Source organism: Ectobacillus ponti, from assembly GCF_024294785.1.
Classification (GTDB): domain Bacteria; phylum Bacillota; class Bacilli; order Bacillales; family Bacillaceae_G; genus Ectobacillus; species Ectobacillus ponti.
This window is the reverse complement of sequence record NZ_JANCLT010000004.1, coordinates 236,814-258,976: the sequence shown is the minus strand read 5'-3', so window position 1 is coordinate 258,976 and position 22,163 is coordinate 236,814. Positions and strand designations below refer to the sequence as shown.

The following is a 22,163-nucleotide window of genomic DNA, read 5'->3' as shown; positions in this document are numbered from 1 at the left end:
ATCACCCCGCAATATGCAGCAGTATAGAGCTGATATATACCGCAGCGGCAATCATTGCAATCAAAGAAACCACAAACCGCTTTTGGAACGCTCCTGCCATCATCAGCATATTTTTAATGTCGACCATTGGACCGAACACGAGAAAAGCAACAAGCGAAGAGGCCGCAAATGTGCTTTGAAAAGAAGAGGCGATAAAGGCATCTGCCTCTGAGCAAAGGGACATGATAAATGCCAAGGCCATCATGACTGCCGCCGAAGCAAAAGGCCCCTGGCCAATTGAGAGCAGCAGCGACGTTTTCACGAAGGTTTGGACACCTGCCGCAATGAGGGCACCAATAATCAAGTACTTGCCCGTGGAAAAGAACTCCTGCACTGCGTGCTCACACACTGCCCACAGCTTTTCCTTCACCGTCTGCTGCTTCTGGACAGCATCTCTTGCCGGCTCGTGCCGCAAAACGGAGCCTTTAAAGAAAAAGGACACCAGCAATGCGACTGTAAAAGCCACGGCCATGGCGGCGGCAGAGCGCAGCAGAACCATCCGCCAGCTGTTCCCGAATGCCACATAGGTGGCAAACAGCACCACCGGATTTACAATCGGGCCGGTGAGCATGAAGGCTACAGCTGCATGGGCCGGCACACCCTTGCCAATCAGCCGGCGCACAATGGGCACAATGCCGCACTCGCAGCCGGGGAAAAAGAGCCCAAGCAGCAGCGCCGTCAGAATGGACAGCACCCGATTCTTCGGCATGTAGCGGGCCACCATGTCCTCTGTTACAAACATTTGAATGAGGCCGGATACAAATACCCCGAGCAGAATGAACGGGAGTGCCTCAATCAGAATGGAAATAAAAATAGTATTCATCTGTAGAAATGATTTTGGTATAGATAAAAGCATGTACTCACCCCGTTACATATAGGACATGCTTGTGATTGTACGCCCCTTTTTCCGTTTCAACAAGGGGTCTTTTTAACATCACATACAAAAAAATCCGCTGCAAAGAACGGATTTCCTAGAAATATCGTTTTTTCCAAAAAATAAACGCAGTCGTGCAGGACAAAATTGCCGCAATCACCATAATCACTGTAAACGCATGGGGGTAATGCCCAAATGGCACTTCCACATTCATGCCGAAGAAGCTGGCCACCATGGTCGGCAGGGATAAAATAATGGTGATAGAGGTCAGCAGCTTCATTACGCTGTTCAGGTTATTGGAGATGACCGAACCAAACGTATTCATCATGCCATTCAGAATGTTGCTGTATACTTCCGCCATTTCAATCGCCTGCTTATTCTCAATCAGCACATCCTCCAATAGATCCTGGTCATCCTCGTACATGCGCAAATACTCACTGCGCGTCAGCTTTTGAATTACAGTTTTATTGGATTTTAGAGAGGTTGTGAAATAGACCAAGCTTTTTTCCAGCCCAAGCAGTGTGAAGATTTCCTTATTTTTCATTGATTTATTCAGTTCTTTTTCCAAGTCAACCGTTTTCCGGCTGATTTGCTTTAAGTAACGCAAATAGTAAGTAGAGATGATATATAAAAGCTGCAAAGCAAAGCGCGTTTTCTTAAAGGTATAGAAGCCCTTGATCCGCTGGTTGATAAACCGCTCGAAAATCGGATTTTCCTCCAGGCAAATCGTGATGAAGCAGTCCGGCGTAATAATCATCCCGATTGGAATGGTATCATAGGTGGAGTTTCCGTCGTCGTCGTGCCGCACGGTTGGGATGTCCACGATAATGAGTGTTTTGTCGTCTTCCTTTTCAATCCGCGACCGTTCTTCGTCGTCCAGCGGGTCTTTAATAAAGTCATGCTCCAAATGCAAGGTCTCAATTAGATATTGCACTTCTTCCTCTGTCGGGTGGAGTGCATTAATCCAGCAGCCCTTCTCAATGTTGTCCACCTCTTGGAGCCTTCCGTTCTCATCCGTCAAATACATATTTAACATTCTGCCACCTCAGTTCCATCACATCCGAAAACCAGCCTTTGCGCATTGCTCATCACATCAAGCATATGCAAAGTGCAGCCGGATTTCAACAGAAAAATGCGGCCGGCCGCACTTCAAACCGCCTCCTCTGTCCGTCTGATGTGCCGATATAGACAAATGAGGTTAAAGAGGACGGAAAATGTATAGCCTGTGTAGGTTGCAATGATTGTGCCGACATAATCAAAATGAGCGACAAGCAGCACATTCAGTGTAATTTTCAGGGCAAGGCCGATTAACAGCCCGATAATGGTCTTCATCTGCTGGTTGATTCCCTGCAGCATGGCGGCAGTCACCGAAAACAGCGAAAACAAAATACAGGCAGCCGCATAGTACCGAAGCACTTCACTGCCAAGCGCCGGATCATTGCCGCTGCCAAAGAGCAGCGTATAGACCGGCTCCGCCAGCCAAATCATGCCAAGCGCTGCCGGAAGGGTAACCAGCACCACAAATCCATTGGTCCTTGTAAAATGCCGGTACAGCGTATCCTGCCGGCGCGCTGTGAAGGCTTTTGTCATTTCCGGCACAAGGGACATACTGAAGGCAGTTGCCAGGGAAACCGGTATCAGCACAACCATCTGCACGAGCCCAATAATCGCGTTTACCTTCTCCGCCTCTCCCTGCCCGTAGCCAATGCCGAGCAGCAGCCTGTTCATAGTGAACGTATCGGCTGTTTGATACAGCGGAATTGCCAAGCCCACCACAACAAAGGGAATGGAATAGGTAAACAGCTCCCGATACAAGGAGAAGAAGGACTGATTTGTAAGCGGAAGGCTTTCCAGTTCTCTCTTCTTTAAGTATTTTCGTCGTTTCATATAGAAAAAAAGCAATACCGACAGCCCGGCTGCAGCACCGATAAAAGCGCCAAATGTGGCAAGGCCGACAGCCAGACTTGTTCCGCCACGATAGAAGCGCAGCACCGCAAAGCTTCCAACAAGAATCGTCAGCACACGGAATATTTGCTCCACAACCACGCTCGCAGCAGAAGGCCCCATGGACTGAAAGCCTTGAAAGAAGCCACGCAGCAGGCTCATAACGGGCACCAGCAGCAAGGCAGCGCTGACGATCCGGATATTCAGCTCTACGGCCTCTACACTGTTGCCCGTCGGATCATCCCCGTTGATGACCAGTCCGGCAAGCTTGGGTGCCAGCATATATAGCAGCAGGCAGGAGGCTGTCCCCATACAAAGCATGAAGACCGCACCGCTGCGCAGCACCCGCTTGACTGTGTGATAATCATTGAGCTGGTTGTATTTCGATACCATCTTGGACACAGCCAATGGCAAGCCCATCGTTGCAATGCTCAGCATAATTGTGTATGGGCGGTACGCGTATGTATACAGCACATAGCCGCTCGTCCCCACCATGGCTGTGAAGGGAATGACGTAAGCAAAGCCAAGCAGCTTGGAAATCATGGTAGCCATCGTCAAAAATACTGTTCCCCGCACAAAAGGCGAGCTCTTCATCCACATCCCCCGCTCATCTGTCCGGTCACGGACCTTCTATGCTACAGCATATGGACAGCTTGGCTTCTTTAGAACCGAAATGGCGGACTAGCGGACGAGCTCTGTGCCAAACCACACGTAGGAGCCGATGATGGCTGCAAACGAGACAAACGCGTACAGCTTAAAATGTGAGTATACGAATAAAAAGGAGAGAAAAACAAGTGGAATTCCAAAATAGGCAACAAGCTGATAATCAAGGAAAATCGGGTTCAAAAAGGCTGATTTCGGAACCTGGATCATGAAGACATAATAGAAGAAACCAAGTGCCAGACCCAGCAGTACTTCGGACCCATACCGCAAACCTCTGTTCACACTGCACCACCCTGCCTTTTCCCCTCAGTATGCCGCAGGGCGCCGAAAAATATGTAGGGCTGCCATTTACTTGGCAGCCCGTCTTTTCTTAAGTGCGGTATATACAAAATACAGAGCAATGAATGCAATCGCGCCGGCCACAATATACGGCATATAATCCGCTGCATACTCTTTAATATGGCGCCAGTTCGACCCAAGCTGCTCTCCCAGAACAATAAAGAAAATGGACCATGGAACAATGGCAAGCACTGTATACAGGGTGAATGTACTGAGCGGCATTTTTGCCAAACCGGCAGGGATGGAGATGGCATGACGGACAACCGGAATGAAACGGGCTGAGAAGATGACCCCGACACCGTACCTACGGAACCAGTCCTCAGCAACATCCAAGTGCTTTTTGTTAATCAGCAAATACCGGCCGTATTTCTCAACAATCGGACGGCCTCCGTAATAGCCGAGCCAGTACAGAAAGATTTGGGCCACTGTTCCGCCAATTGTGCCGGCAATCACCGCGCCAATAAAATTAATTTCTCCTTTCGCCACCAGAAATCCGGCGTAGGACAATACAATCTCGCTTGGAATGACTTCAATCATAAGACCCAGGGCGACACCGAAGTACCCCAGCCCCATAAAAAATTCTAATAATGTCTCTACTACATGTGCAAGCATCGCTTTCTCCTTCATTTCATAGTTTCCTACAACACATTATTCCATGAAACCGACGGCTTGCCAACCTTTTCCGCATAGAAAAAGAGGCCTCCCCCAAAGAACACGTGTGCTCTTAAGGTCTGCCCCCCATTCTATAACACTTTGCTTAAGAAAAGCTTCGTCCGCTCCTGCTGCGGCTTTTCAAACAGCTCCTGCGGCACATTTTCCTCGACAATATAGCCGCCATCCATAAACAGCACCCGATCGCCCACTTCCTTGGCGAAGCCCATTTCGTGCGTTACCACCACCATGGTCATTCCTTCACGCGCCAGGTCCTTCATAACCTCCAGCACCTCACCGACCATTTCCGGATCCAGCGCAGATGTCGGTTCATCAAACAGCATCACCTTCGGCTCCATCGCCAAGGCCCGCGCAATGGCGACGCGCTGCTTCTGTCCGCCGGAAAGAGAGTCGGGATATACATCCGCCTTATCAGCCAGCCCCACCTTTCGCAGCAGCTCCAGCGCCTTTTGCTCTGCCTGTGCGCGCGGCCACTTCCGCACTGTCATGGGTGCCAGCATAATGTTTTGCAGCACCGTTTTGTGCGGGAAGAGATGAAAGTGCTGAAACACCATCCCGACATCGGCACGCAGGGCATTGATGTCTGTCGACTTGTCCAATAAAGATATACCGTCAATTTCAATGTTTCCTGCCGTTACATCCTCCAGCAGGTTTAAACAGCGCAGAAACGTGGATTTCCCGGATCCGGACGGCCCAATGACCACCACCACTTCCTTTTGCCGAATGCTAACCGAGATGTCTTTCAGCACCTCGAGCGGCCCGAAGCTCTTTTTTAGCTGCTTGACTTGGATCATGCTGATTCAACCTCTTTTCTACATAATTTAGCAGATACGTCAGCGTCAAAGTAAGGAACAAATAAATGAGTGCAATTGTTACATACGGCTCCCACACGCGCATGTACTGGGAAACAGCAGCTCTGCCCCAATACAGCAGCTCCGGTGTAGCAAATACGCTGGCAACGGAGGAATCCTTCAGCAAAACAATAAATTCATTGCCAAGCGGCGGCAGCATGCGGCGGAAGGCCTGCGGAACAATGACGTGGCGCATCGTCTGCGCGTGCGTCATCCCCAGTGAACGGGCCGCCTCCGTCTGGCCCCGGTCAATCGATTGAATGCCGCCGCGGAACACTTCTCCAATATATGCGCCTGCATTCAAGGACAGTCCAACCATTGTGGACACAACTGGATTTGGCGGAGACATAAAGAGCGGCATTAAGCCATAATGAATAATGAGCAGTTGGACCAGCAGCGGCGTTCCCCGGAAGAAGTTCACATACCAGGTGAAAGGCATCCGCAGCCAGGGATTTTGAATCAGACGGCCCAAGCCCATTCCGAGTCCAAGGATTGTCCCGCATAAAATGCCGACAAGTGAAATGCCGAGTGTATACAATACACCCTTCGCAAAGAACGGTGCGTACTCTGCAATAATCTGAAAATTAAAGTCCACGAAAATCCCCCTTTCTCTTTACATAGGCTTATTATATAGCAGGAAAATATATTTCGAAAAGTCCAAAATTTTTAATTTTTAAAAATTATTGAAATGAAGCGATTCCTTTTCATCCTCCACACCGTTACGTATATTAAAATACTATTAAAAAGGAAGCCCTCTCCTACTGACGCCAAAACAGCTCCAGCGCATGCCAGATCACGTCAAGCAGAAACAACAGCATGCCGCATGCTGCGGCAAACCAGCTGACAAACCCGGCGCGCACCAAGAAAGCGGACAAGCGCGTCTGTTTCCCTTCCTGCGTATGACGGCTGCTCGCATAGACAAGAAGCCAGCCGCCGCTCACACAGGCAGACATAAATAGAAGCAGGCGAAGCAGCATGCGTATGGAAATAGGAGATATAAACACCTGAAGCATCCGGTTCCCTCTCTTCACATTTTCCCCATGTATATGGCTGCCCCGCCGCCTTTATGCAGAGCACCTTTTCACAAAAAAGTGCATATCCCACGAATGGATATGCACTCTTTGCCGTGCTTATTTCTTTGTGATATAAGCCCACTTGTAGGAGTAGTCACCGCCGAACGGATGCTTGATAACCCCTTTTACATATGGCTTTTCTAGGTACGCGATACCGCGCTGGTATACAGGAGAAATCGCTGTGTCGCCCATCAGGATTTTCTCAGCTTCCAGCATTGCCTTCCAACGCTCTTCCGGCTTGGACAGCAATTCGCCCTTGGATTGTGCTACAAGCTCATCATACTTCTTATTAGAGTAGCCCATTTCATTGAACGCGCTGTCTGTTACGAACATATCAACGAATGTCATTGGGTCTGGATAGTCAGGGCCCCAACCGGACAGAGAGAACTGATACTGGAACTTTTTCTCCATATCAAGCTTTTGCTTGAACGGCTGAGACTTCAGTGTGACAGTCAAGCCTGGCAGATTCTTCTCCAGCTGCTCCTTCATGTACTCACCGATTTTTTTCGCGTTGTCGTTGTCGTAGTTCAGCATTTCCACGTTCAGCGTGCTTACGCCAAGCTCTTTCTTTGCTTCTTCCCACAGCTTCTTCGCCTGCTCAGCATTGTCCTTGGCTTTGTTGTAGTCGCCGCCAGTCTTGCGGAAATCTTCACCGGACGGGCTCTTTACAAAGTCCTTCGGAACAAGGGAGTATGCTGCCAAGGAACCGTCATTCAGGATGACATTTGCGATGCCTTCCTTGTCATAGCCGCGGTCGATCGCTTCACGAAGCTTCTGGTTCGCAAAGTTCTTGTCCTTTTGATTGAAGCGGACGAAGAACAAACGCGGATCCAGCACTGTCTTGAACTCAGCGCTCTTACGGTACTTGTCTACAAATTCTGCAGCCAATGTTACACGGTCCACCTGATTGGTGTCATACAGGTTCACCGCTGTGGAAGTTTCCTTTACAACGCTTGTGTTGATTTCCTGCAGCTTTACATTGTCTTTATCCCAGTAGCTGTCGTTCTTCTTCAGCTTCCAGCCCTGCTCATGCTTCCAATCTGTCAGCACGAATGGTCCGTTGTACAATACCTTGTCAGCCTCCAGCGCATACTGGTCGCCCTGCGCTTTTACAAACTTCTCGTTCAACGGGAAGAATGTCGGGAAGGAAGTCAGCTCCAGGAAGTATGGAAGCGGATGCTCCAGTTCAACAACCAGTGTTTTGTCGTCTGTTGCTTTTACGCCCAACTGGTCAGGTGTCGCTTTCTTTTCATTGATTGCTTGTGCATTCTTCACGTCAAACAGAATGAACGCGTACTCTGCTGCTGTTGCAGGGTCAACCGCACGCTGCCATGCATATACGAAGTCCTGTGCCTTAACCGGTTCGCCGTTGGACCACTTTGCATCGCGAAGTGTGAATGTATATGTTTTCTTGTCATCGCTGACCTTTACATCCTTCGCCATACCAGGAGTCGGCTTGTTGTCCTTGTCCAAACGGTACAGACCTTCCATTGCGTTTACAAATACCTTAAAGGATACGCTGTCTGTGGACTTTGTTGTGTCCATGGACGGAATTTCAGCCGTTTCGAGCAGGTTCAGCACTTGCTTGTCAGCCAGCTGGTCCGCACTCTTGCCCTCTTCCTTCTTCGTTTCTGTTGATGCCTGTTTGTCGCCGCCGCAGCCTGCTAACAATACACTTGTGGATAGTGCTACAGCCGTCAGCGCAGTAAGTTTCTTTTTCATCTGTTGAAATCCCCCTCCATAGCATGATAGAAGTTACAATGTTTTAATTTTCTGATAATCCGAAAAATAAGAACTTGCTTAACTCTCGGATAACTTCTGTCTGTTTTGATTATACAGAATATTTCAGAATGGTCAATTACTATTTTTGAAATTCTTCAGAAATATGCTTACATCTATCTCTTTTCATGAATACATATTCAATTCTTTCCAGTTAACAGGTAATTCTCCAATGCTTTTTACCTGAATCCGCTTTCAAAATAACGATACCCCCTCTTTGCTACAAGCATATTTCTTCATATTTTGACAACAGAACCCCTTCACACTATATTCCCAGCACTTTATACGTATATTAGAAAAATAATCTCCAACTGCTCCGGCAATAGACCGTTCAAATCAAAAAGGCTGCCCGCAACGGCAGCCTACATCGCACTTTTCTTGCTTCCCTCATCCAACTGATCATCCAATTCAAACGGCGTTTCCACATGGAACACCCGGTCCAGCAGCTCTCCCATTTGCTTTTCAGTTCGCTCTTTTCCGGAGACTTTCAGCGAATACGGTTCAATTTCCTTCATGCGGTAATCCACCAAAAATTGCATATCCACACGCCCGTACTCTTTGTCAGTGCCATGAAATTCCACCATCTCCAGTCCATCCGGCGCATGAGAGTACGTCCACGAAGGGTCCTGAAAATATTCTTCAAAGGTTTCGCCGATTTCATACAGCGGATAATTGTACAGCGAGCTGTTCTTCACCGTCCGGATAATATCAAGCTGAGTGGGAAACAACACATGGCTGGCGACATGCGCTACAACTCCCAGGCATACGACAAACAGCACCCCCAGCCAACTCGTTCCGCCGGCAGCCTGTAAAAAGAAATGCTTCGCTTCCTCCTCCACACCTGCAGCCTTCCCGGCCTTGCGTTGTGCATGCAGGCGATAGAGGTGATTGCCAAACAGTCCGAGTCCTGCCATGGCCGCCAGCACCACAAGCAGCGCCGGTATGGTAATATTAATGATTGGAAGTGCATAATTCCATCCGGCCGCATACGCAAGTGCGTGTGCAACAGTCAGTAATAGAAAAAACAGAATCGCATACAGGTACATTTTCCGGAAGCCAAGCCAAGCCGCATGAAACAGAAAAGCCGCGCTGTTCCAGGCCACACGCTTTTTCTTCCTCCAGGCCCGCTCGTAATACCCCGCATTCTTTCCCGCAAATCTATGTATATCCTCTGTTTTCATTTCAGCCTCTTTCTGCTTCCTTGCTTTTGTTATTTGCCTGCCTCTTCCGGCAGCACGCCTTCATGCTTCAGTAACCATTCTTTTCGCCAAAGGCCGCCGCCATACCCGACCAACTTGCCATTCTTGCCAATTATCCGATGGCACGGAACAATAATGGAAATAGGATTTTTATTGTTCGCTCCCCCGATGGCACGGACGGCTTTTGGATTTCCCACCTTCACCGCCATGTCTGCATACGATGCAGTTTCGCCAAACGGAACGGTGCATAACGCATCCCATGCCTGCTTTTGGAAAGGGGTGCCTGCAGCGCAAAGGGGAACCGTGAATGCTGTCCTTTGCTTTTTGAAATATTCATCCAGCTCTGTCTTTGCCTGCTCCACGATGGGATGAAATTGCTCCGTCCCCGGATTCTCCACAAATTCAACAGCCGCAATTCCGCTCTCCGTCCCTTTGATTTCAATCCAGCCAAGCTCGCTTTTATAGTAGCTCTGATACATACTCTCACTCCTGTCTATTCTATTATAAGCCAAAATGAGAGAGAGAGCATCTGCTGTTTGCATAGCAAAGGCGGAGGCATTGCCTCCGCCTTTGCTATGCAAACAGTTCTTCAACTTCTCTTCGCAGCATACCATACAAGGAAAAACCTGGAATTCTCTTTCCGAGCGCTTCCACCATGCTCCGGTAATACCATTCCTGCTGCTCTCTGCCGCGGGTAAATCGCTTCCAAACAAGCTCGCCCTCCTTCTCCTTTCCCTTTACGGTAGATCGGATGTTGTGGAGCTTATCTGCGCAAATCACCATACATGCTTCCGGCGAAATGGTCTGTACATGCGCAATCGTATACTGCTTGCGCTCCTCCCAAGACTTTTCCTTATCATGCTCCGAGCACTGCTGTACAATATCGGCAACAGCAGCTCCGAAGTTACGCTGCAAATCCTGGTATGTGAGGCTCGTATCCTCAATCGTATCATGAAGGAGACCCGCTGTAATCACAGCAGGGGAACATCCTGCCTCCTGCAGCAGCAGCGCCACTGTGAATGGATGCGTAATATACGGCATTCCATTCCCCTTGCGTGTTTGGCCTTGATGCGCAGCTGCCGCGGTTTCAGCAGCCAAGCTGAATAAGTCCAAAATCGTCCGGTCCATTTTCTCACCCCTCATTTGTCATTGCCTCCCAGCTCATCCGATTCATGGACATGGATGCCCTTCCCGTCTGCCAATGCCAGTCTGCACATGGCCTTGGCCACCTGCTCCGCCGTAATGGGGCGGTATTTCCGCAAAGCTCCGCTGTACAGAAAAGGGAAGGCTGCCGACACTTTCTCAGCCAGCTTCTCGCCAAAGCGAAACTCCTCCCGCTCTCCCAACAGAAGCGAGGGGCGAAGCACATGGATGCTGCGAATCGGCAGCTGTTTCAATTCACGTTCCATCCTGCCCTTTACCTGTGAGTAGAAGAACAGTGACTTTTCACTGGCCCCCATCGAAGAAATCACTAAAAAGTTTTGTACACCCTGCCCGGCAGCCAGCTTTGCTGCCTGAATTGTGTACTCATAATCAACCTTCCAGAACTGCTCCTTTGTCTTCGCCTTTTTAATCGTTGTACCAAGGCAGCAGTATACGTCATGCACTTGAAATTGTGCAGCATATACCTCCAGCTCATCAAACTGAACAATGTGCTGATGCAGCTTCGGGCTTTCCCAATCCAGCGGCCTTCTTGTGAGAATGGCAACGGAACTGTACGCCGGCGAATCCAGCAGCTGCCGGACAACCTCTTGCCCGACAAGACCTGTCGCTCCAAGTACGAGCGCTGTTCGTGTATGCATCATATGTACCCCAGTTAAACATAGTATTTATTAGCAAGTATAACGAACACGGCATGACGGTTGCAACTGCTTTTCCGCCGGCTTCCCGCCGAGAGAAGCTTTTTTGAATGCGGAAAGAAAAAATAGATTGCTCCATATATATTCTGATCCGGAACATATTATCCGCCTGCATCCCCGTATGAAAAAAAGCCCGCTGCAGGCAGGCTTAATTCAATATTGACATCACATAATCCAGCTTCCGTCCTTTTTGCTGGTTTTTCATTTTCTCATAGAATTCTTCATACACAGCATAATCCACGGCCAAAGATAGCGCTTGCAGCTGCTTGGAAGCCTGATGAAGCTTAGAAACGATGTAATGCGCCTCGCTCACAGGAGCGCTTTCCAGCAACACCCACTTGTTCTGGAAGCAATAACGAAATATGTAGCCATCCTCAGTAATGGTGTACTTGACCGCCTCGTTCTCGTACAGCAAAATCTCGTTTCTCTCCATAAAATGATTCCTCTCTTTCTGACTGTTCGCTCTGACATCTCATACTCCTTTATCCTATCATGTTTGGAAATGCAGGAATACAGGAAACTTATGCATACAATGCCATCGTTTGTTCTGCAGAAAGCACAAAAAAAACTGGCGAAAAGCCCCGCTCTTCCGCCAGTCCGGCCTCCTGTTCCCGCCTACCCCTTTTCAATCTCCTCCGGCAGCGGGTCCACCGTACTGGAGCTGCCCAGGCTTCCGACAAGGGCATAAAGGAAAATCACACAGCACACCAACGGGAACAGCACGCCAATTAAAATAAAAAATGCCTCAAATCCGTACTCCATAACCATTCCCCCTTATATCGTCTTGCTCTAATATATTAGGAGGGCAACAGAGGTATACCTAAACCTTTTTCTCTATTCCTGCAATTTTTGAACATTTTGGCACATATAATCGAGCTGCGCGGGTCCGGCATCTCGTAATAAATCAGAATTATTCCTGTTTATTGTCAGAAGGGAAGTTTCATAGTATACTTGAGCCTATCTGCCAAATCGAAAAGGTTACGCTTTATTTTCCGGGCCTGTTTGATACAGCCGTGTCAAAGAAATACGGAAAGCATACGTATTTTCCGCCCGATTCGGGCAGAATGAATGGTAGGCTTCCGCCCTTCTGAGTACGCAGGAGAAAAAAATATACAAAGCGGAACAGTTACGATATAATGCAGAATGGACATGATGAAAGGGGCGGAAAACCTATGAAACTAAAAGCAGCAGCCCTCTCTGTATTGCTTGGTGCATCACTGCTTTTTTCCGGCTGTTTAAAGAGCCCGGAAGCAACGAAGCAGGATGGAAAGCTGACCGTATATACAACCATTTTCCCACTGGCTGATTTTACAAAGAAAATTGGCGGCGACTATGTAGATGTGCAATCCATTTACCCTGCAGGTGCAGATGCACATACATTTGAACCTTCCCAAAAGCAAATGGTGCAAATTGCGAAAGCAAATGTATTTGTATACAATGGCGCAGAATTGGAGCCTTTTGTTGACAAAGTGGAGCAATCTCTGAAGAAGGAAAAGGTAAGCATTGTAAACGCTTCGAAGGGGCTTGCCTTGCTGAAGGCCTCCGATGATGAGGATGCAACAGCAGGGCATGAGCATGACGAAGACCCGCATGTATGGCTGGATCCGCTTCTGGCGATGAAGCAGGCTGAAGCGATTAAAAATGCGCTGGTAAAGCTGGAGCCTTCCCATAAAACGGAGTTTGAGAAAAACTACGAGGCGCTGGCGCAGCAGTTTACGCAACTGGATCAGCAATTTAAAGATCTGGTTCAGCACGCGAAAACAAAAGAAGTGCTTGTATCCCATGCTGCTTACGGCTACTGGGAGCACCGTTACGGTATCAAGCAAATCGCAGTCACCGGCGTCTCCTCCGCGCAGGAGCCTTCCCAAAAGCAGCTGGCTGCCATTGCCGACACGGCAAAGGCGCACGGAATCAAATACATTCTGTTTGAAACCTTCTCCACCCCAAGAGTGGCAGAGGTGGTACAAAAGGAAACAAACACAAAAGCATTATATTTGCACCATATCTCCACCATTTCAGACCAAGACTTGAAGGCTAAAAAAGACTACTTCACCCTGATGGAGGAAAATCTGAAAGCCTTGCAGACAGCCATGAATTCCTAATGCCAAGCCTCCCCAAGCGGAGGCTTTTTCTGCATAATTCTGCTTTGCTCCGCTCACATTATAGGTGATAAGGAGGGGATAGCTATGGCAAAGGGCAAGAAGAAGCAGGCGCGCCGTACGGCCACCAACCATGTGCCGAAAGACAGCCCGTCACCGGGACGCAAAAAGATGGATCAGGGCATTCAAGATTCCATGCAGTAAACAACGAAAACACCTTTTTCGTTGTGTGTAAGCATATAAGGTTGCAGAGCCTCCTTTTCCGGGGGCTCCACAATGCTCCTTATTCTGCAGCGCATTGCCGCAAATGCTCCGCAAACCATTCCTTGCTTATGCCCTGCCCAATAAATACAAGCTCGCTGGCCCGGACTTCTCCCTCACGCCATTCTCTGTCATACGCAGCGGCGAACATGCTGTGGACTCCCTGAAACACCACCCGCTTTTCCAGTTCCGCAATGTATAGAATCCCCTTATAGCGATACAGATAATCACCCAGTTCCTGCACGATGGCGCCCATGAGCTCATACACCATTTGTAAATCCAACGGCCGTTCTTCCCGGATGACAAAGGAGGTGACTCCGCTCAAATGGCTCGCGCCTCCAAGCCCGCGTGCTTCTAGACGATCCTTTGTCAGCAGGGTTTGCAGCTGCAGCAGCCGGCCCGTATCAAGATTTGCCTGAATGGTTGGAATGACTTCCGCTGTCGGATTCAATCTCTGTATATAAGCGGCCAGCTCCTGCTGCTGTTTCCCTGTCAGCAAATCCGCCTTATTCAGCAGAACCACGTCTGCGTATGCAATCTGCTCTTCCGCCTCCGCCCCCTTCTCTATATGCTTGTCCAAATGATAGCCATCAACGACCGTTACCACCCCGTCGATGGTATAAGCAGCCTGGACGTCCGGCACTGCGAAGAAGGTTTGGATGATCCCGCCCGGATTCGCTAAGCCTGTTGTTTCAATTACCAAAGCTTCAAATTGAACGTCTCCGGCCTCCCTTGCCTGTGCCAGCTGCCGCAAGGATTGCACCAAATCCTCCCGCACAGTGCAGCATAGGCAGCCGTTTGTAAGCTCCATCATGCCCTCTTCTACATTCATCACAAGCTTGCCGTCTATATTCACGCTGCCGATCTCATTGATAATGACTGCCAGCTTGCGGCCGTGCGTATCCGCCAACAGCCGATTCAGCAGCGTTGTTTTTCCTGATCCCAAGTACCCGGTTAAAATCGTGACTGGAATTTTCCCTTCCATCTTCATCTCTCCCTGCATATTTTCTCTATTATAGCAAAAAGAGCCGGGCCATGTGCCCGGGCTCTCCGTCAGACAAACTTGCATACAGCTGCAATTAAATCCTGCTCCCAAAGGAAGCTGTTAAAGGTGTGGTCCGCCCCGGCAATCACATGCAGCGTTGCCTGCTCCTTATAGCACTGCTTCATGTACAGCGAAGACACCTCAAAGGGCACCGCCTCGTCATTCGTCCCATGAATCAGCAGCACTTCCTTACGAAAGGCAGATGCCCGCTCCCATACTTCAATACCGGCTGCTTCTTCCACAAAGGCACGGCCAATCAGGTTTCCGTCCAAATCATAGGCATCCTTTTCCGGTATGTACATCGCTTCATCAGCAAACATGGCTGCCTTTTGCGGGAACGTTCCCGCAGGCGCCACGAGAATGAGCTTATGAATATCATCCTGCACGTCGCCCCCAAGCAGGCTGGCCACAAGCCCCCCAAGGCTGAAGCCGAGCACGGTTACCCGGTTTGGATCCACTGCCGGATGTGAACGTACATATTCCAAGATTGTCTTGGCTTCCGCCAGTTCACGCAGCACCGTCATCTCCTCGAAATTGCCGTCGCTTTCACCGCTGCCAAGAAAGTCAAACCGGAAGCTCGCCGCCCCTTGCTGCTCCAACGCCCGTGAAATCTTCAAAAACTGGCGGTGCGGCTCCAGCTTAGTACCGGTAAAGCCATGCAGCAAAATGACTGCCGGCGCGCTTTCCGCTCCTCCCGGAATATGCTGCATCCCGCGCAGCACTTGCCCTTCATGCAAAATAGACACTGCCTCCTGCATTCCAAACGCCTCCTTTTTACTCCCTTCTTATCATACAGGAATTTATTGAAAGTATCCCCTAAAACATACTAGAATCTGCATTTTTGGAAATTGTGCAAACATTCATGAAAAATCCATATTGCTGTGTGAACTCTGTCATTCTTTTCTTCTATACTAAGGGTAGGGAAGGAAAAAACCGGAAAGGGGTTATAGGTGATGACAAACACACATACTTACAATTACCAGGAAATTAAAGACCGCCTAGAAGGACAAAAGCAAAGCCTTTTGCACAAGCTGCAAACTCAGGCATTAACGGAGCAGGAACGTGAAGCAATCCAGATGTCAATTGACAATTATCAATATATCCTTGACCTTGTGGAAATGAACCATTTTGGCCGCGGCATCCATTACTGATGCCGCGGGACCCGGGCAGCCTGCCCGGGTTTTTCCTTTGGGACCGGCAGGATACCCAAAGGCCTTCCGCAAATATATGAAGAGTCAGCTTTCTTGGGGAAGTGAATGGAGATGTAAAAACAAGCAATCACCTATGATTGGCCGGCCATGACGGACAAGGTGCATACACTGCTTCGCCTTAAGATGATTCCAATCCCATTTGCCGCAGACAGCGCTCCAACACTTCACTCTGAATTCCATTCACTGCCGCGTACTTCTCTCTGTACATGGCTTGTACATAAGACCGGACATCCGGGCTTGTCTGCCTTGGACCTTTTATGAACAGCTGCAGCGGAACCGGTTGTTCTCCTGCATGCAGAGGGGGCTGCACGTACTCCAGTCCCTCATATTTCCGATAGCCGTTTCTGATGAAGAAACAGCTGCGCCGCATACAATCCACCCGCTCCTGTTCATCATGTGCCAGTTCTTCCTTTTCTGCTTCAAGGATAACAGCCCGAAGCGGGGCTGCTGCGCCCCCGCGCAGCAGCTCCTCCATGCGCTGCAAGGTCTGTGAGCCAAGCCCGTGGTGCCGGACTGATGGCCTGACCGCGATGTACACGATGAAAGCCGCATGCATGTCCTGGAAATAATGGCCGGTGGCAAAGGCATTCACCTGCTTTCCCTCACAGGCAACAAGAAAACGGAAGCTGCCCTGCCCCTGCCCTGCTCCATATCGCAGCCCGTTCCAAAACACCTCATGCGGCTCCCGAACCGGCAGCGGAAACATTTCGTCATACAGCTGCAGCGCTTGCTCCAATCCGTCTGTATCTCCCAACTGAATTTCCTTCCATTCCAACAACATCACCCTCCTCCTGCAAAGCTCCCCTGCTTCTTGATATGAAAAAAGCACGGGTCTTACACCCGCACTCACTCATTGCTTGCCATCTGATGGACCCCTGCTTCTTTTTGCCCAAACAGCCGGTACATATAGACGTACAGGCCGGCGCTGACAAACGCTAACACAGCAATGGACATAAAGGTCATCCGATAGCCAATCCACTCCGTCATGGGAATGGCCAACGGCGCAAGAGTCCGGCCGACTGACCAGCGCAAGGAAGCAGCCGCGAAATATTGCCCGCGCGTATCCTCCGGCGCCAGCTTGGAAATAAAGCTGTTTTGAATGCCAACCACCATAATCTCAGCCATTGTAAATAGCGCCATCGCAAAGATCAAGCCCCATGCTGCCACAGTATTGCCGAATATGATCATGGCAATGCCGTAAGCAACGGAAGAAGCCACAAAGATGTTCCGCTCATTAAAGCGGTCCGCAATCTTTGTCACATACACAGTGAATAAAGCCACTAAAAAGCCATTCTCCGCAATGATCCAACTGAACAGCTTTTCGCCATTTACCGTAAAGCTCAGCAGCTGCTGCAGCGGTACGGTTTCCTTAATATAGACTGCCACCAGCAAATCAATCTGCGTAAACGTCTGGGCAATCAGAATACCGGCGACAATAAATAACAGAAACACCTTGTCTTGCAGAATAACCCGGTAGCTTCGCACTTGGTCCGTGACGAATGAAATCCAGCTGCCGCCTCTTTTGCGCTTTGTCCGCTGCTCCGCCGGCAGGGTCTCTTCCACATAGCGCCAAAACACAAGCGTAACTGCTGCATTCACCAGTGCGCTGACTAAGAGAAGCTCAAACCGGCTTGTAAAGAAGAAGTACGCGCCCAAAATCGGGCCAAGCACAACGTTTACATTAATCATGGTATAAAAGACAGCGAATACACTGTTTTGCTTCTCTTCCTCAACCAAATCCGCCACCATGGCTGCGCTCGCCGGGTAATAAAAGGAGCCCATGATGCCGACGAGAGAAAACGCGATGAACGTCAGCACAGGCGATTCCAACCATGGCGAGTTTGCGTATGCAAATAGACAGAAGGCCGCAGTTTGCACCGTTGCAGAAACGACCATCATTCGTTTCCGGCCATACGTATCCGCCAAATATCCGCCCACCAGGTTCGCCGCCACTGACAGCAACTGCGACACAACAAGCAGGATTCCTGCTGTTGCTTTTCCCAATGTTTCCGAAAAATAAATTGCCATGAACGGCAGCAGCATCCAAAAGAACAAACCAAACAGCCATTCGCCGACCAGGCGGATTTTCAGATTGCGATTCCATTCTTTCCACTTCATTCTAACATCCCCGTTCTTTTCAAAATCCCAACCTTCCCATTGTAAGGGCTGCACCCTTGTTCCGGCAATTCTTACACACAAAAAAGAAGGTGCGCTTCCACACCCTCTTATCCAATCTTCTTATGGTCCGGTCTGCTGCTGACCAGATAGTGCTTTTCGGATATATACAATTCCCGCTCAAGCTGCCGGCGTAAATAAGGCAGCAGCTTCATTGGGCAAATCCGGTGATATTCATCGCTTTCCACAACCGGAAACGTTTCTTTGTCCATCACATACTGATCCACAGCCTTCTGCACTGCATCAATCTCTTGAATCAATTCCCGATACTCCGGAGTATCCGGAAACACCTCCAGTGTTTCCCTGGTAATCAAAAATTGGTTGAGCGGCACCGCCGGCAAATAAGGCTTCAGCAGCTTGAAATTTACTGTATAATCTTCGTTCACCAGTACAGTATAGGCAATATTCGGGTGCTGCTCGAGAAACGCCGCAATCGCAATTTCCAGCTCTTGCTGTGTAATCTCTCTTTTTCCCTTTCCTTCCTTAAAGAAACGGAACATGCAATCACTCCCTCTCCACCTACATTATACCATAGAATCTCCGATTGCTTTGGACACAGTTATGAAGCTTTTTTTACCGAAGAAACGCACCCAGCATCCATACATGCTTCTCCAGGGCCATATGGATGGCCAGCAGCATGTCTGCTGTTGTCTCATCCTCCGCTTGCCCGGCAATCTCCATGGCCTCCCGCAGTTCGGCGATAATGGCGGAGTAGTCATTTACAATCTCCTGCACCATTTCCTCTGCATTCTCCGTTCCTTGTCCCTCTTTTACAGTAGATGCTTCCAAGTACTCTCTCATCGTTGCCATCGGCTGCCCCTTCAGTGCCAGAATGCGCTCTGCAATCTCATCAATGTATGCACCCGCCTCTGTATAGAGCTCCTCAAACTTTGCATGAAGCGTAAAAAATTGCGGTCCCTTTACATACCAGTGATAGTTGTGCAGCTTCACATACAGCACACTCCAATTGGCCACCTGCTTATTTAACTCTTGCACAACAGCTTCATACTGTACTTCACTCATTTCCTGACACCGTCCCCTTTTATAATGATTAGGTAGTATTTATCATTAAAATGTAAAAATATCTTTAAAACTGCAGGATACACGTAGCATACCCGAAACAAACAACCTTTACTGTACCACCCGCCACTTTTCGAAATACACGCATGTCTAATTGGCCAAGTCCCCTCATATGCATATAACAAACCCGTCTCAGAGGGGGGAAGCTATGAACGATCAACAATGGAAGGTGGCCAAAAAAATCGCGGCCACTTATATCGGAACAATTGTCGGTGCCGGCTTTGCGACAGGGAGGGAAATCGTCGAATTCTTCACGATGTATGGCACCTACGGCTTTCTCGGCATTCTTGGCAGCGGGCTTTTATTCATGTGGCTCGGCACGCGCATGATGCTGCTGTCGATGCGCATACGCGCCTACTCCGCCCAAGAGTTCAATAAATACTTGTTTGGCGATGTATTCGGCAATATCGTGAATATGGTGCTCCTGCTTGTGCTATTGGGTGTCACAAGTGTCATGCTGTCAGGAGCAGGGGCTGTATTTCAAGAGCAGCTGAACTGGCCGCGCCAGCTCGGTGTGCTGCTCACGGTCTTTGTCTGCATCTTTATTTCTACGCGGGGGCTATCCGGGGTATTCGGTGTCAATTCACTCGTTGTGCCCATTATGATGCTGTTTATCATCGGGCTGTTTTCCACGACTTTATCGCAGGCATGGCCGATTCTCACAAATTCCGTCCCGCAGGAGGAATGGAACTGGCGATGGGTGACGAGTCCTATTACATATGTCGCCATGAATCTTGCCCTTTCCCAAAGTGTCCTTGTGCCGCTTGCTTATGAAGTGAATGATGAAAAAGCCGTCCGGGCCGGCGGCATGCTGGGCGGAGCAGGTCTATGTCTGATTCTGATCTGCAGCCAGTTTGCTTTACTCTCTGTGCCGGACTTTGCCCAGTACAATATTCCGATGGCGGAGGTCGTGCGCCGCTTTAATCCTGTGTTCCACTTTTTCTTTGTCTTTGTTATCTACGGCGAAATTTTCACGACCCTGATTGGCAATGTATTCGGCATGACAAAGCAGCTGCAATCCATGGCGGGCTGGCGGAGTGACATGATTATCTATGTCCTGTTGGCAGTCAGCTATTGCATCAGCTATATCGGCTACGGCGATTTGCTTCATACACTCTACCCGCTGATAGGCTGGATCAGCCTTGTGCTCCTCCCGCTTCTGGCCATCAAACAGGCGAACAGATGAGAGCCTCGCTGCTCACCAAAAAGCTCCAAGCCGCTGCCGGCTGCCAAGGCAGACAAAAAGGCGGACATAAAGGATACACACTTTACGTCCGCCTATATGATGCCGCCCTCTATTCATCACAATCGTCACAAAACTCCCAGAACAGCCCCATCTCCACCGCAAAAAACGGCTTAAGCTGCACCTGGATCATGCGGCTTGACATACGCGCAAGCACAAACTGCAAGGCCTCTTCCCCATCATCACGTATGGGAACAACCCGCTCCATTTCAATCCGCTGCACGTGCACAAGCGGCCTGCCAGCCTGCTGCAGCACAATACGGACTTCATTTTCCTCCGTGCACTCAATGATTATGCGGTTCCCTGTATATTCTACAGCGGCATCCGAGGAGATGCTGTACGTCCCATCCTGTTCTGTCAAAACGTATCGATGCCCGGTCCGGCATTCTCCCGGCTCACTTTGAAAAAACGCCCTCAGTGCTTCTTGAATCATAGTATGTCCTCCATCTTACAACAGGCACAAAAAAGAGGTGTGGCTCACCTCTTTTTCCCCTGCTTTCGCATCGTTTGATTGATTTTCTTCCATTTTTCCTTTTCTTGCCGAGCCAAACCCGCATCCTGCTTGCGTGCTGCGTAAGCGAGCTCCTTCTGCAGCTTATTATAGCTGACAAGCCTCCCTGCCGGCAATTCTCCTGTTTCAATTGCCGCTCTGACAGCACAGCCCGGCTCCTGTTCATGACGGCAATCGCTGAACCGGCATACCGCCCCAAACGCCTCAATATCTGCAAAGGCCGCCCCTATAGCATCACTGCCTTCCCAAAGCTGCAGCTCGCGCATTCCAGGTGTGTCAATAACCAGCGCCCCCGACGCCAACGAAAACAGCTCCCGATGCGTGGTTGTATGCTTGCCCCGGTCATCGCTCTCACGGATATCGCCGATTTTGCTGACGTCCCGGCCGGCAAGCGCGTTCAGCAGCGTTGACTTGCCTGCCCCGGAAGAACCAAGAAGAGCAACAGTCCGGCCCCTCTCCAAATAAGGCGCCAACTGCTCTATACCGCTGCCTTCCAAGCTGCTGACAGCCACAATGGGCACACCAAAGGCAACGCCTTCAGCCTCTGCCACCTTCCCCGCTACATCCCCGCATAAATCGCTTTTGGTCAGCACAATCACGGGCATTGCCCCGCTTTCATAGGCAACCAGTAAATATCGCTCCAAGCGCCTTACATTAAAATCACGGTTCAACGCATTCACGAGAAACACGTAGTCCACATTGGCCGCCACGATTTGCTCCTCTGTCCGTTCGCCGGCCTCCTTGCGGGAGAATGCACTTCTGCGGGTGAATACCCCGTGAATGACTGCCTTCCGCTCATCCGGAAGCTTCGTCAGCCAAACCCAGTCTCCGACACTCGGATAATCGCTTTTCACAGCAGCCCGGTAATGGAACTTTCCCGAGAGCTCTCCCAAGTACTCCCCGTCATCTGTCATGACACGGTACAGGTGCTTGTGCTCCAGCACAATACGCCCCGCTGTACGTTCCGCCGGGCACTGCCCGTCAAAAAATTCGTTCCAGCCCAAATCCAATAGCTTTTCATTTTTCAATGGTATATCCTCCTGATTTTAAAATGCAGAAGGACCCGGTGAATGTCAGAATCCGGACACCGCTCCTTCTGTTCCTGCTTCTGCGTACTTCACTTGTACATTCACCATAAAACATCACTCCGTTCCAAATAGAATTATCCCTATTATATGAGTAATTCCCAAAAATGTCCATGCAAAAAAGACAGGCTGATAGCCTGTCCAAGGATTGCGCAACCGTT

General features: G+C 49.6%; 26 protein-coding genes. 3 read left to right on the top strand and 23 right to left on the bottom strand.

Annotation, left to right across the window (positions count from 1 at the left end; translation table 11 throughout):
- Position 1: 1 nt before the first annotated feature.
- The 15 genes from NK662_RS10145 to NK662_RS10075 all read right to left on the bottom strand — a co-directional run bounded on the left by NK662_RS10145 (position 2) and on the right by NK662_RS10075 (position 12,054).
- Positions 2-895, bottom strand: a complete 894-nt coding sequence (locus tag NK662_RS10145) for a permease (RefSeq protein ID WP_254758808.1) — start codon at positions 893-895, stop codon at positions 2-4.
- Positions 896-1,010: 115 nt separating this feature from the next.
- Positions 1,011-1,949, bottom strand: a complete 939-nt coding sequence (locus tag NK662_RS10140; protein WP_254758807.1) for a magnesium transporter CorA family protein — start codon at positions 1,947-1,949, stop codon at positions 1,011-1,013.
- 113 nt (positions 1,950-2,062) lie between these two features.
- Positions 2,063-3,451, bottom strand: coding sequence for a putative polysaccharide biosynthesis protein (locus NK662_RS10135; protein ID WP_254758806.1), 1,389 nt, complete (start codon positions 3,449-3,451; stop codon positions 2,063-2,065).
- A gap of 87 nt (positions 3,452-3,538) precedes the next feature.
- Positions 3,539-3,802, bottom strand: a complete 264-nt coding sequence (locus NK662_RS10130; protein WP_254758805.1) for a hypothetical protein — start codon at positions 3,800-3,802, stop codon at positions 3,539-3,541.
- 66 nt (positions 3,803-3,868) lie between these two features.
- Positions 3,869-4,471 carry an undecaprenyl phosphate transporter UptA gene (uptA, locus tag NK662_RS10125; protein ID WP_254758921.1) on the bottom strand — a complete coding sequence of 201 codons (603 nt, stop codon included), beginning with the start codon at positions 4,469-4,471 and terminating at the stop codon, positions 3,869-3,871.
- Positions 4,472-4,602: 131 nt separating this feature from the next.
- On the bottom strand, positions 4,603-5,325 hold the full coding sequence (locus NK662_RS10120) for an amino acid ABC transporter ATP-binding protein (RefSeq protein ID WP_254758804.1): 723 nt from the start codon (positions 5,323-5,325) through the stop codon (positions 4,603-4,605).
- On the bottom strand, positions 5,258-5,977 hold the full coding sequence (locus tag NK662_RS10115) for an amino acid ABC transporter permease (protein ID WP_254758803.1): 720 nt from the start codon (positions 5,975-5,977) through the stop codon (positions 5,258-5,260). Before NK662_RS10115 ends, NK662_RS10120 begins: the two co-directional genes overlap by 68 nt.
- 163 nt (positions 5,978-6,140) lie before the next feature.
- The gene (locus tag NK662_RS10110) at positions 6,141-6,395 is read right to left on the bottom strand and encodes a hypothetical protein (RefSeq protein ID WP_254758802.1); all 255 of its coding nucleotides are present in this window, start codon (positions 6,393-6,395) and stop codon (positions 6,141-6,143) included.
- Between the two features lie 117 nt (positions 6,396-6,512).
- Positions 6,513-8,177: a peptide ABC transporter substrate-binding protein gene (locus NK662_RS10105; protein WP_254758801.1), complete on the bottom strand. Its 1,665-nt coding sequence runs from the start codon at positions 8,175-8,177 to the stop codon at positions 6,513-6,515.
- A gap of 419 nt (positions 8,178-8,596) precedes the next feature.
- Complete coding sequence (locus NK662_RS10100; protein WP_254758800.1) at positions 8,597-9,415, bottom strand: DUF2628 domain-containing protein; 819 nt, start codon at positions 9,413-9,415, stop codon at positions 8,597-8,599.
- A 29-nt stretch (positions 9,416-9,444) separates the two neighbouring features.
- Positions 9,445-9,912: a methylated-DNA--[protein]-cysteine S-methyltransferase gene (locus tag NK662_RS10095; RefSeq protein ID WP_254758799.1), complete on the bottom strand. Its 468-nt coding sequence runs from the start codon at positions 9,910-9,912 to the stop codon at positions 9,445-9,447.
- A gap of 94 nt (positions 9,913-10,006) precedes the next feature.
- Positions 10,007-10,576, bottom strand: coding sequence for an HD domain-containing protein (locus NK662_RS10090; protein ID WP_254758798.1), 570 nt, complete (start codon positions 10,574-10,576; stop codon positions 10,007-10,009).
- Positions 10,573-11,235, bottom strand: a complete 663-nt coding sequence (locus NK662_RS10085) for an oxidoreductase (protein ID WP_254758797.1) — start codon at positions 11,233-11,235, stop codon at positions 10,573-10,575. The genes NK662_RS10090 and NK662_RS10085 overlap by 4 nt, the downstream gene beginning before the upstream one ends.
- Positions 11,236-11,440: 205 nt before the next feature.
- Complete coding sequence (locus tag NK662_RS10080; protein ID WP_254758796.1) at positions 11,441-11,725, bottom strand: hypothetical protein; 285 nt, start codon at positions 11,723-11,725, stop codon at positions 11,441-11,443.
- A 182-nt stretch (positions 11,726-11,907) separates the two neighbouring features.
- Entirely contained in the window at positions 11,908-12,054 is a 147-nt protein-coding gene (locus NK662_RS10075; RefSeq protein WP_254758795.1) for a hypothetical protein, read from the bottom strand.
- Between the two features lie 410 nt (positions 12,055-12,464).
- Between NK662_RS10075 and NK662_RS10070 the strand changes: the two genes are divergently transcribed.
- Positions 12,465-13,394 (top strand): metal ABC transporter substrate-binding protein, encoded by a 930-nt coding sequence (locus NK662_RS10070; protein WP_254758794.1) that lies wholly within the window; start codon positions 12,465-12,467, stop codon positions 13,392-13,394.
- A 280-nt stretch (positions 13,395-13,674) separates the two neighbouring features.
- Here the strand turns inward: NK662_RS10070 and NK662_RS10065 are convergent, their stop codons facing one another.
- Entirely contained in the window at positions 13,675-14,637 is a 963-nt protein-coding gene (locus NK662_RS10065; protein WP_254758793.1) for a CobW family GTP-binding protein, read from the bottom strand.
- A 68-nt stretch (positions 14,638-14,705) separates the two neighbouring features.
- Positions 14,706-15,455, bottom strand: coding sequence for an alpha/beta hydrolase (locus tag NK662_RS10060; RefSeq protein ID WP_254758792.1), 750 nt, complete (start codon positions 15,453-15,455; stop codon positions 14,706-14,708).
- Positions 15,456-15,650: 195 nt separating this feature from the next.
- Between NK662_RS10060 and NK662_RS10055 the strand changes: the two genes are divergently transcribed.
- Complete coding sequence (locus NK662_RS10055; RefSeq protein WP_254758791.1) at positions 15,651-15,848, top strand: DUF3896 family protein; 198 nt, start codon at positions 15,651-15,653, stop codon at positions 15,846-15,848.
- A 178-nt stretch (positions 15,849-16,026) separates the two neighbouring features.
- On the opposite strand, the gene NK662_RS10050 is transcribed toward NK662_RS10055, so the two are convergent.
- The 4 genes from NK662_RS10050 to NK662_RS10035 form a co-directional block, all read right to left on the bottom strand.
- Positions 16,027-16,689: a GNAT family N-acetyltransferase gene (locus NK662_RS10050; RefSeq protein ID WP_254758790.1), complete on the bottom strand. Its 663-nt coding sequence runs from the start codon at positions 16,687-16,689 to the stop codon at positions 16,027-16,029.
- A gap of 65 nt (positions 16,690-16,754) precedes the next feature.
- Positions 16,755-18,026, bottom strand: a complete 1,272-nt coding sequence (locus NK662_RS10045; protein WP_254758789.1) for an MDR family MFS transporter — start codon at positions 18,024-18,026, stop codon at positions 16,755-16,757.
- Between the two features lie 107 nt (positions 18,027-18,133).
- Positions 18,134-18,583: a DUF3939 domain-containing protein gene (locus NK662_RS10040; protein WP_254758788.1), complete on the bottom strand. Its 450-nt coding sequence runs from the start codon at positions 18,581-18,583 to the stop codon at positions 18,134-18,136.
- A gap of 73 nt (positions 18,584-18,656) precedes the next feature.
- Positions 18,657-19,106: a Dps family protein gene (locus NK662_RS10035; RefSeq protein ID WP_254758787.1), complete on the bottom strand. Its 450-nt coding sequence runs from the start codon at positions 19,104-19,106 to the stop codon at positions 18,657-18,659.
- 205 nt (positions 19,107-19,311) lie between these two features.
- Between NK662_RS10035 and NK662_RS10030 the strand changes: the two genes are divergently transcribed.
- On the top strand, positions 19,312-20,349 hold the full coding sequence (locus NK662_RS10030; RefSeq protein ID WP_254758786.1) for a YkvI family membrane protein: 1,038 nt from the start codon (positions 19,312-19,314) through the stop codon (positions 20,347-20,349).
- Between the two features lie 109 nt (positions 20,350-20,458).
- Here NK662_RS10030 and NK662_RS10025 read toward each other — a convergent pair whose 3' ends face one another.
- The gene (locus NK662_RS10025) at positions 20,459-20,839 is read right to left on the bottom strand and encodes a DUF3979 family protein (protein WP_254758785.1); all 381 of its coding nucleotides are present in this window, start codon (positions 20,837-20,839) and stop codon (positions 20,459-20,461) included.
- 44 nt (positions 20,840-20,883) lie between these two features.
- Positions 20,884-21,945: a ribosome small subunit-dependent GTPase A gene (gene rsgA / locus NK662_RS10020; protein WP_254758784.1), complete on the bottom strand. Its 1,062-nt coding sequence runs from the start codon at positions 21,943-21,945 to the stop codon at positions 20,884-20,886.
- Positions 21,946-22,163: the final 218 nt, after the last annotated feature.

What these genes read in the sequence shown, in the direction of transcription:
- NK662_RS10075 (WP_254758795.1), bottom strand. Translation starts at nt 12,054, where the DNA reads ATGGAGTACGGATTTGAGGCATTTTTTATTTTAATTGGCGTGCTGTTC.
- NK662_RS10140 (WP_254758807.1), bottom strand. Translation starts at nt 1,949, where the DNA reads ATGTTAAATATGTATTTGACGGATGAGAACGGAAGGCTCCAAGAGGTG.
- NK662_RS10110 (WP_254758802.1), bottom strand. Translation starts at nt 6,395, where the DNA reads ATGCTTCAGGTGTTTATATCTCCTATTTCCATACGCATGCTGCTTCGC.
- NK662_RS10035 (WP_254758787.1), bottom strand. Translation starts at nt 19,106, where the DNA reads ATGAGTGAAGTACAGTATGAAGCTGTTGTGCAAGAGTTAAATAAGCAG.
- NK662_RS10050 (WP_254758790.1), bottom strand. Translation starts at nt 16,689, where the DNA reads ATGTTGTTGGAATGGAAGGAAATTCAGTTGGGAGATACAGACGGATTG.
- NK662_RS10090 (WP_254758798.1), bottom strand. Translation starts at nt 10,576, where the DNA reads ATGAGGGGTGAGAAAATGGACCGGACGATTTTGGACTTATTCAGCTTG.
- NK662_RS10065 (WP_254758793.1), bottom strand. Translation starts at nt 14,637, where the DNA reads ATGGAAGGGAAAATTCCAGTCACGATTTTAACCGGGTACTTGGGATCA.
- NK662_RS10105 (WP_254758801.1), bottom strand. Translation starts at nt 8,177, where the DNA reads ATGAAAAAGAAACTTACTGCGCTGACGGCTGTAGCACTATCCACAAGT.
- NK662_RS10030 (WP_254758786.1), top strand. Translation starts at nt 19,312, where the DNA reads ATGAACGATCAACAATGGAAGGTGGCCAAAAAAATCGCGGCCACTTAT.
- NK662_RS10025 (WP_254758785.1), bottom strand. Translation starts at nt 20,839, where the DNA reads ATGATTCAAGAAGCACTGAGGGCGTTTTTTCAAAGTGAGCCGGGAGAA.
- NK662_RS10100 (WP_254758800.1), bottom strand. Translation starts at nt 9,415, where the DNA reads ATGAAAACAGAGGATATACATAGATTTGCGGGAAAGAATGCGGGGTAT.
- NK662_RS10145 (WP_254758808.1), bottom strand. Translation starts at nt 895, where the DNA reads ATGCTTTTATCTATACCAAAATCATTTCTACAGATGAATACTATTTTT.
- NK662_RS10120 (WP_254758804.1), bottom strand. Translation starts at nt 5,325, where the DNA reads ATGATCCAAGTCAAGCAGCTAAAAAAGAGCTTCGGGCCGCTCGAGGTG.
- NK662_RS10045 (WP_254758789.1), bottom strand. Translation starts at nt 18,026, where the DNA reads ATGAAGTGGAAAGAATGGAATCGCAATCTGAAAATCCGCCTGGTCGGC.
- NK662_RS10080 (WP_254758796.1), bottom strand. Translation starts at nt 11,725, where the DNA reads ATGGAGAGAAACGAGATTTTGCTGTACGAGAACGAGGCGGTCAAGTAC.
- NK662_RS10055 (WP_254758791.1), top strand. Translation starts at nt 15,651, where the DNA reads ATGACAAACACACATACTTACAATTACCAGGAAATTAAAGACCGCCTA.
- NK662_RS10070 (WP_254758794.1), top strand. Translation starts at nt 12,465, where the DNA reads ATGAAACTAAAAGCAGCAGCCCTCTCTGTATTGCTTGGTGCATCACTG.
- NK662_RS10040 (WP_254758788.1), bottom strand. Translation starts at nt 18,583, where the DNA reads ATGTTCCGTTTCTTTAAGGAAGGAAAGGGAAAAAGAGAGATTACACAG.
- NK662_RS10135 (WP_254758806.1), bottom strand. Translation starts at nt 3,451, where the DNA reads ATGAAGAGCTCGCCTTTTGTGCGGGGAACAGTATTTTTGACGATGGCT.
- NK662_RS10085 (WP_254758797.1), bottom strand. Translation starts at nt 11,235, where the DNA reads ATGCATACACGAACAGCGCTCGTACTTGGAGCGACAGGTCTTGTCGGG.
- uptA (WP_254758921.1), bottom strand. Translation starts at nt 4,471, where the DNA reads ATGCTTGCACATGTAGTAGAGACATTATTAGAATTTTTTATGGGGCTG.
- NK662_RS10060 (WP_254758792.1), bottom strand. Translation starts at nt 15,455, where the DNA reads ATGCAGGAGGCAGTGTCTATTTTGCATGAAGGGCAAGTGCTGCGCGGG.
- NK662_RS10095 (WP_254758799.1), bottom strand. Translation starts at nt 9,912, where the DNA reads ATGTATCAGAGCTACTATAAAAGCGAGCTTGGCTGGATTGAAATCAAA.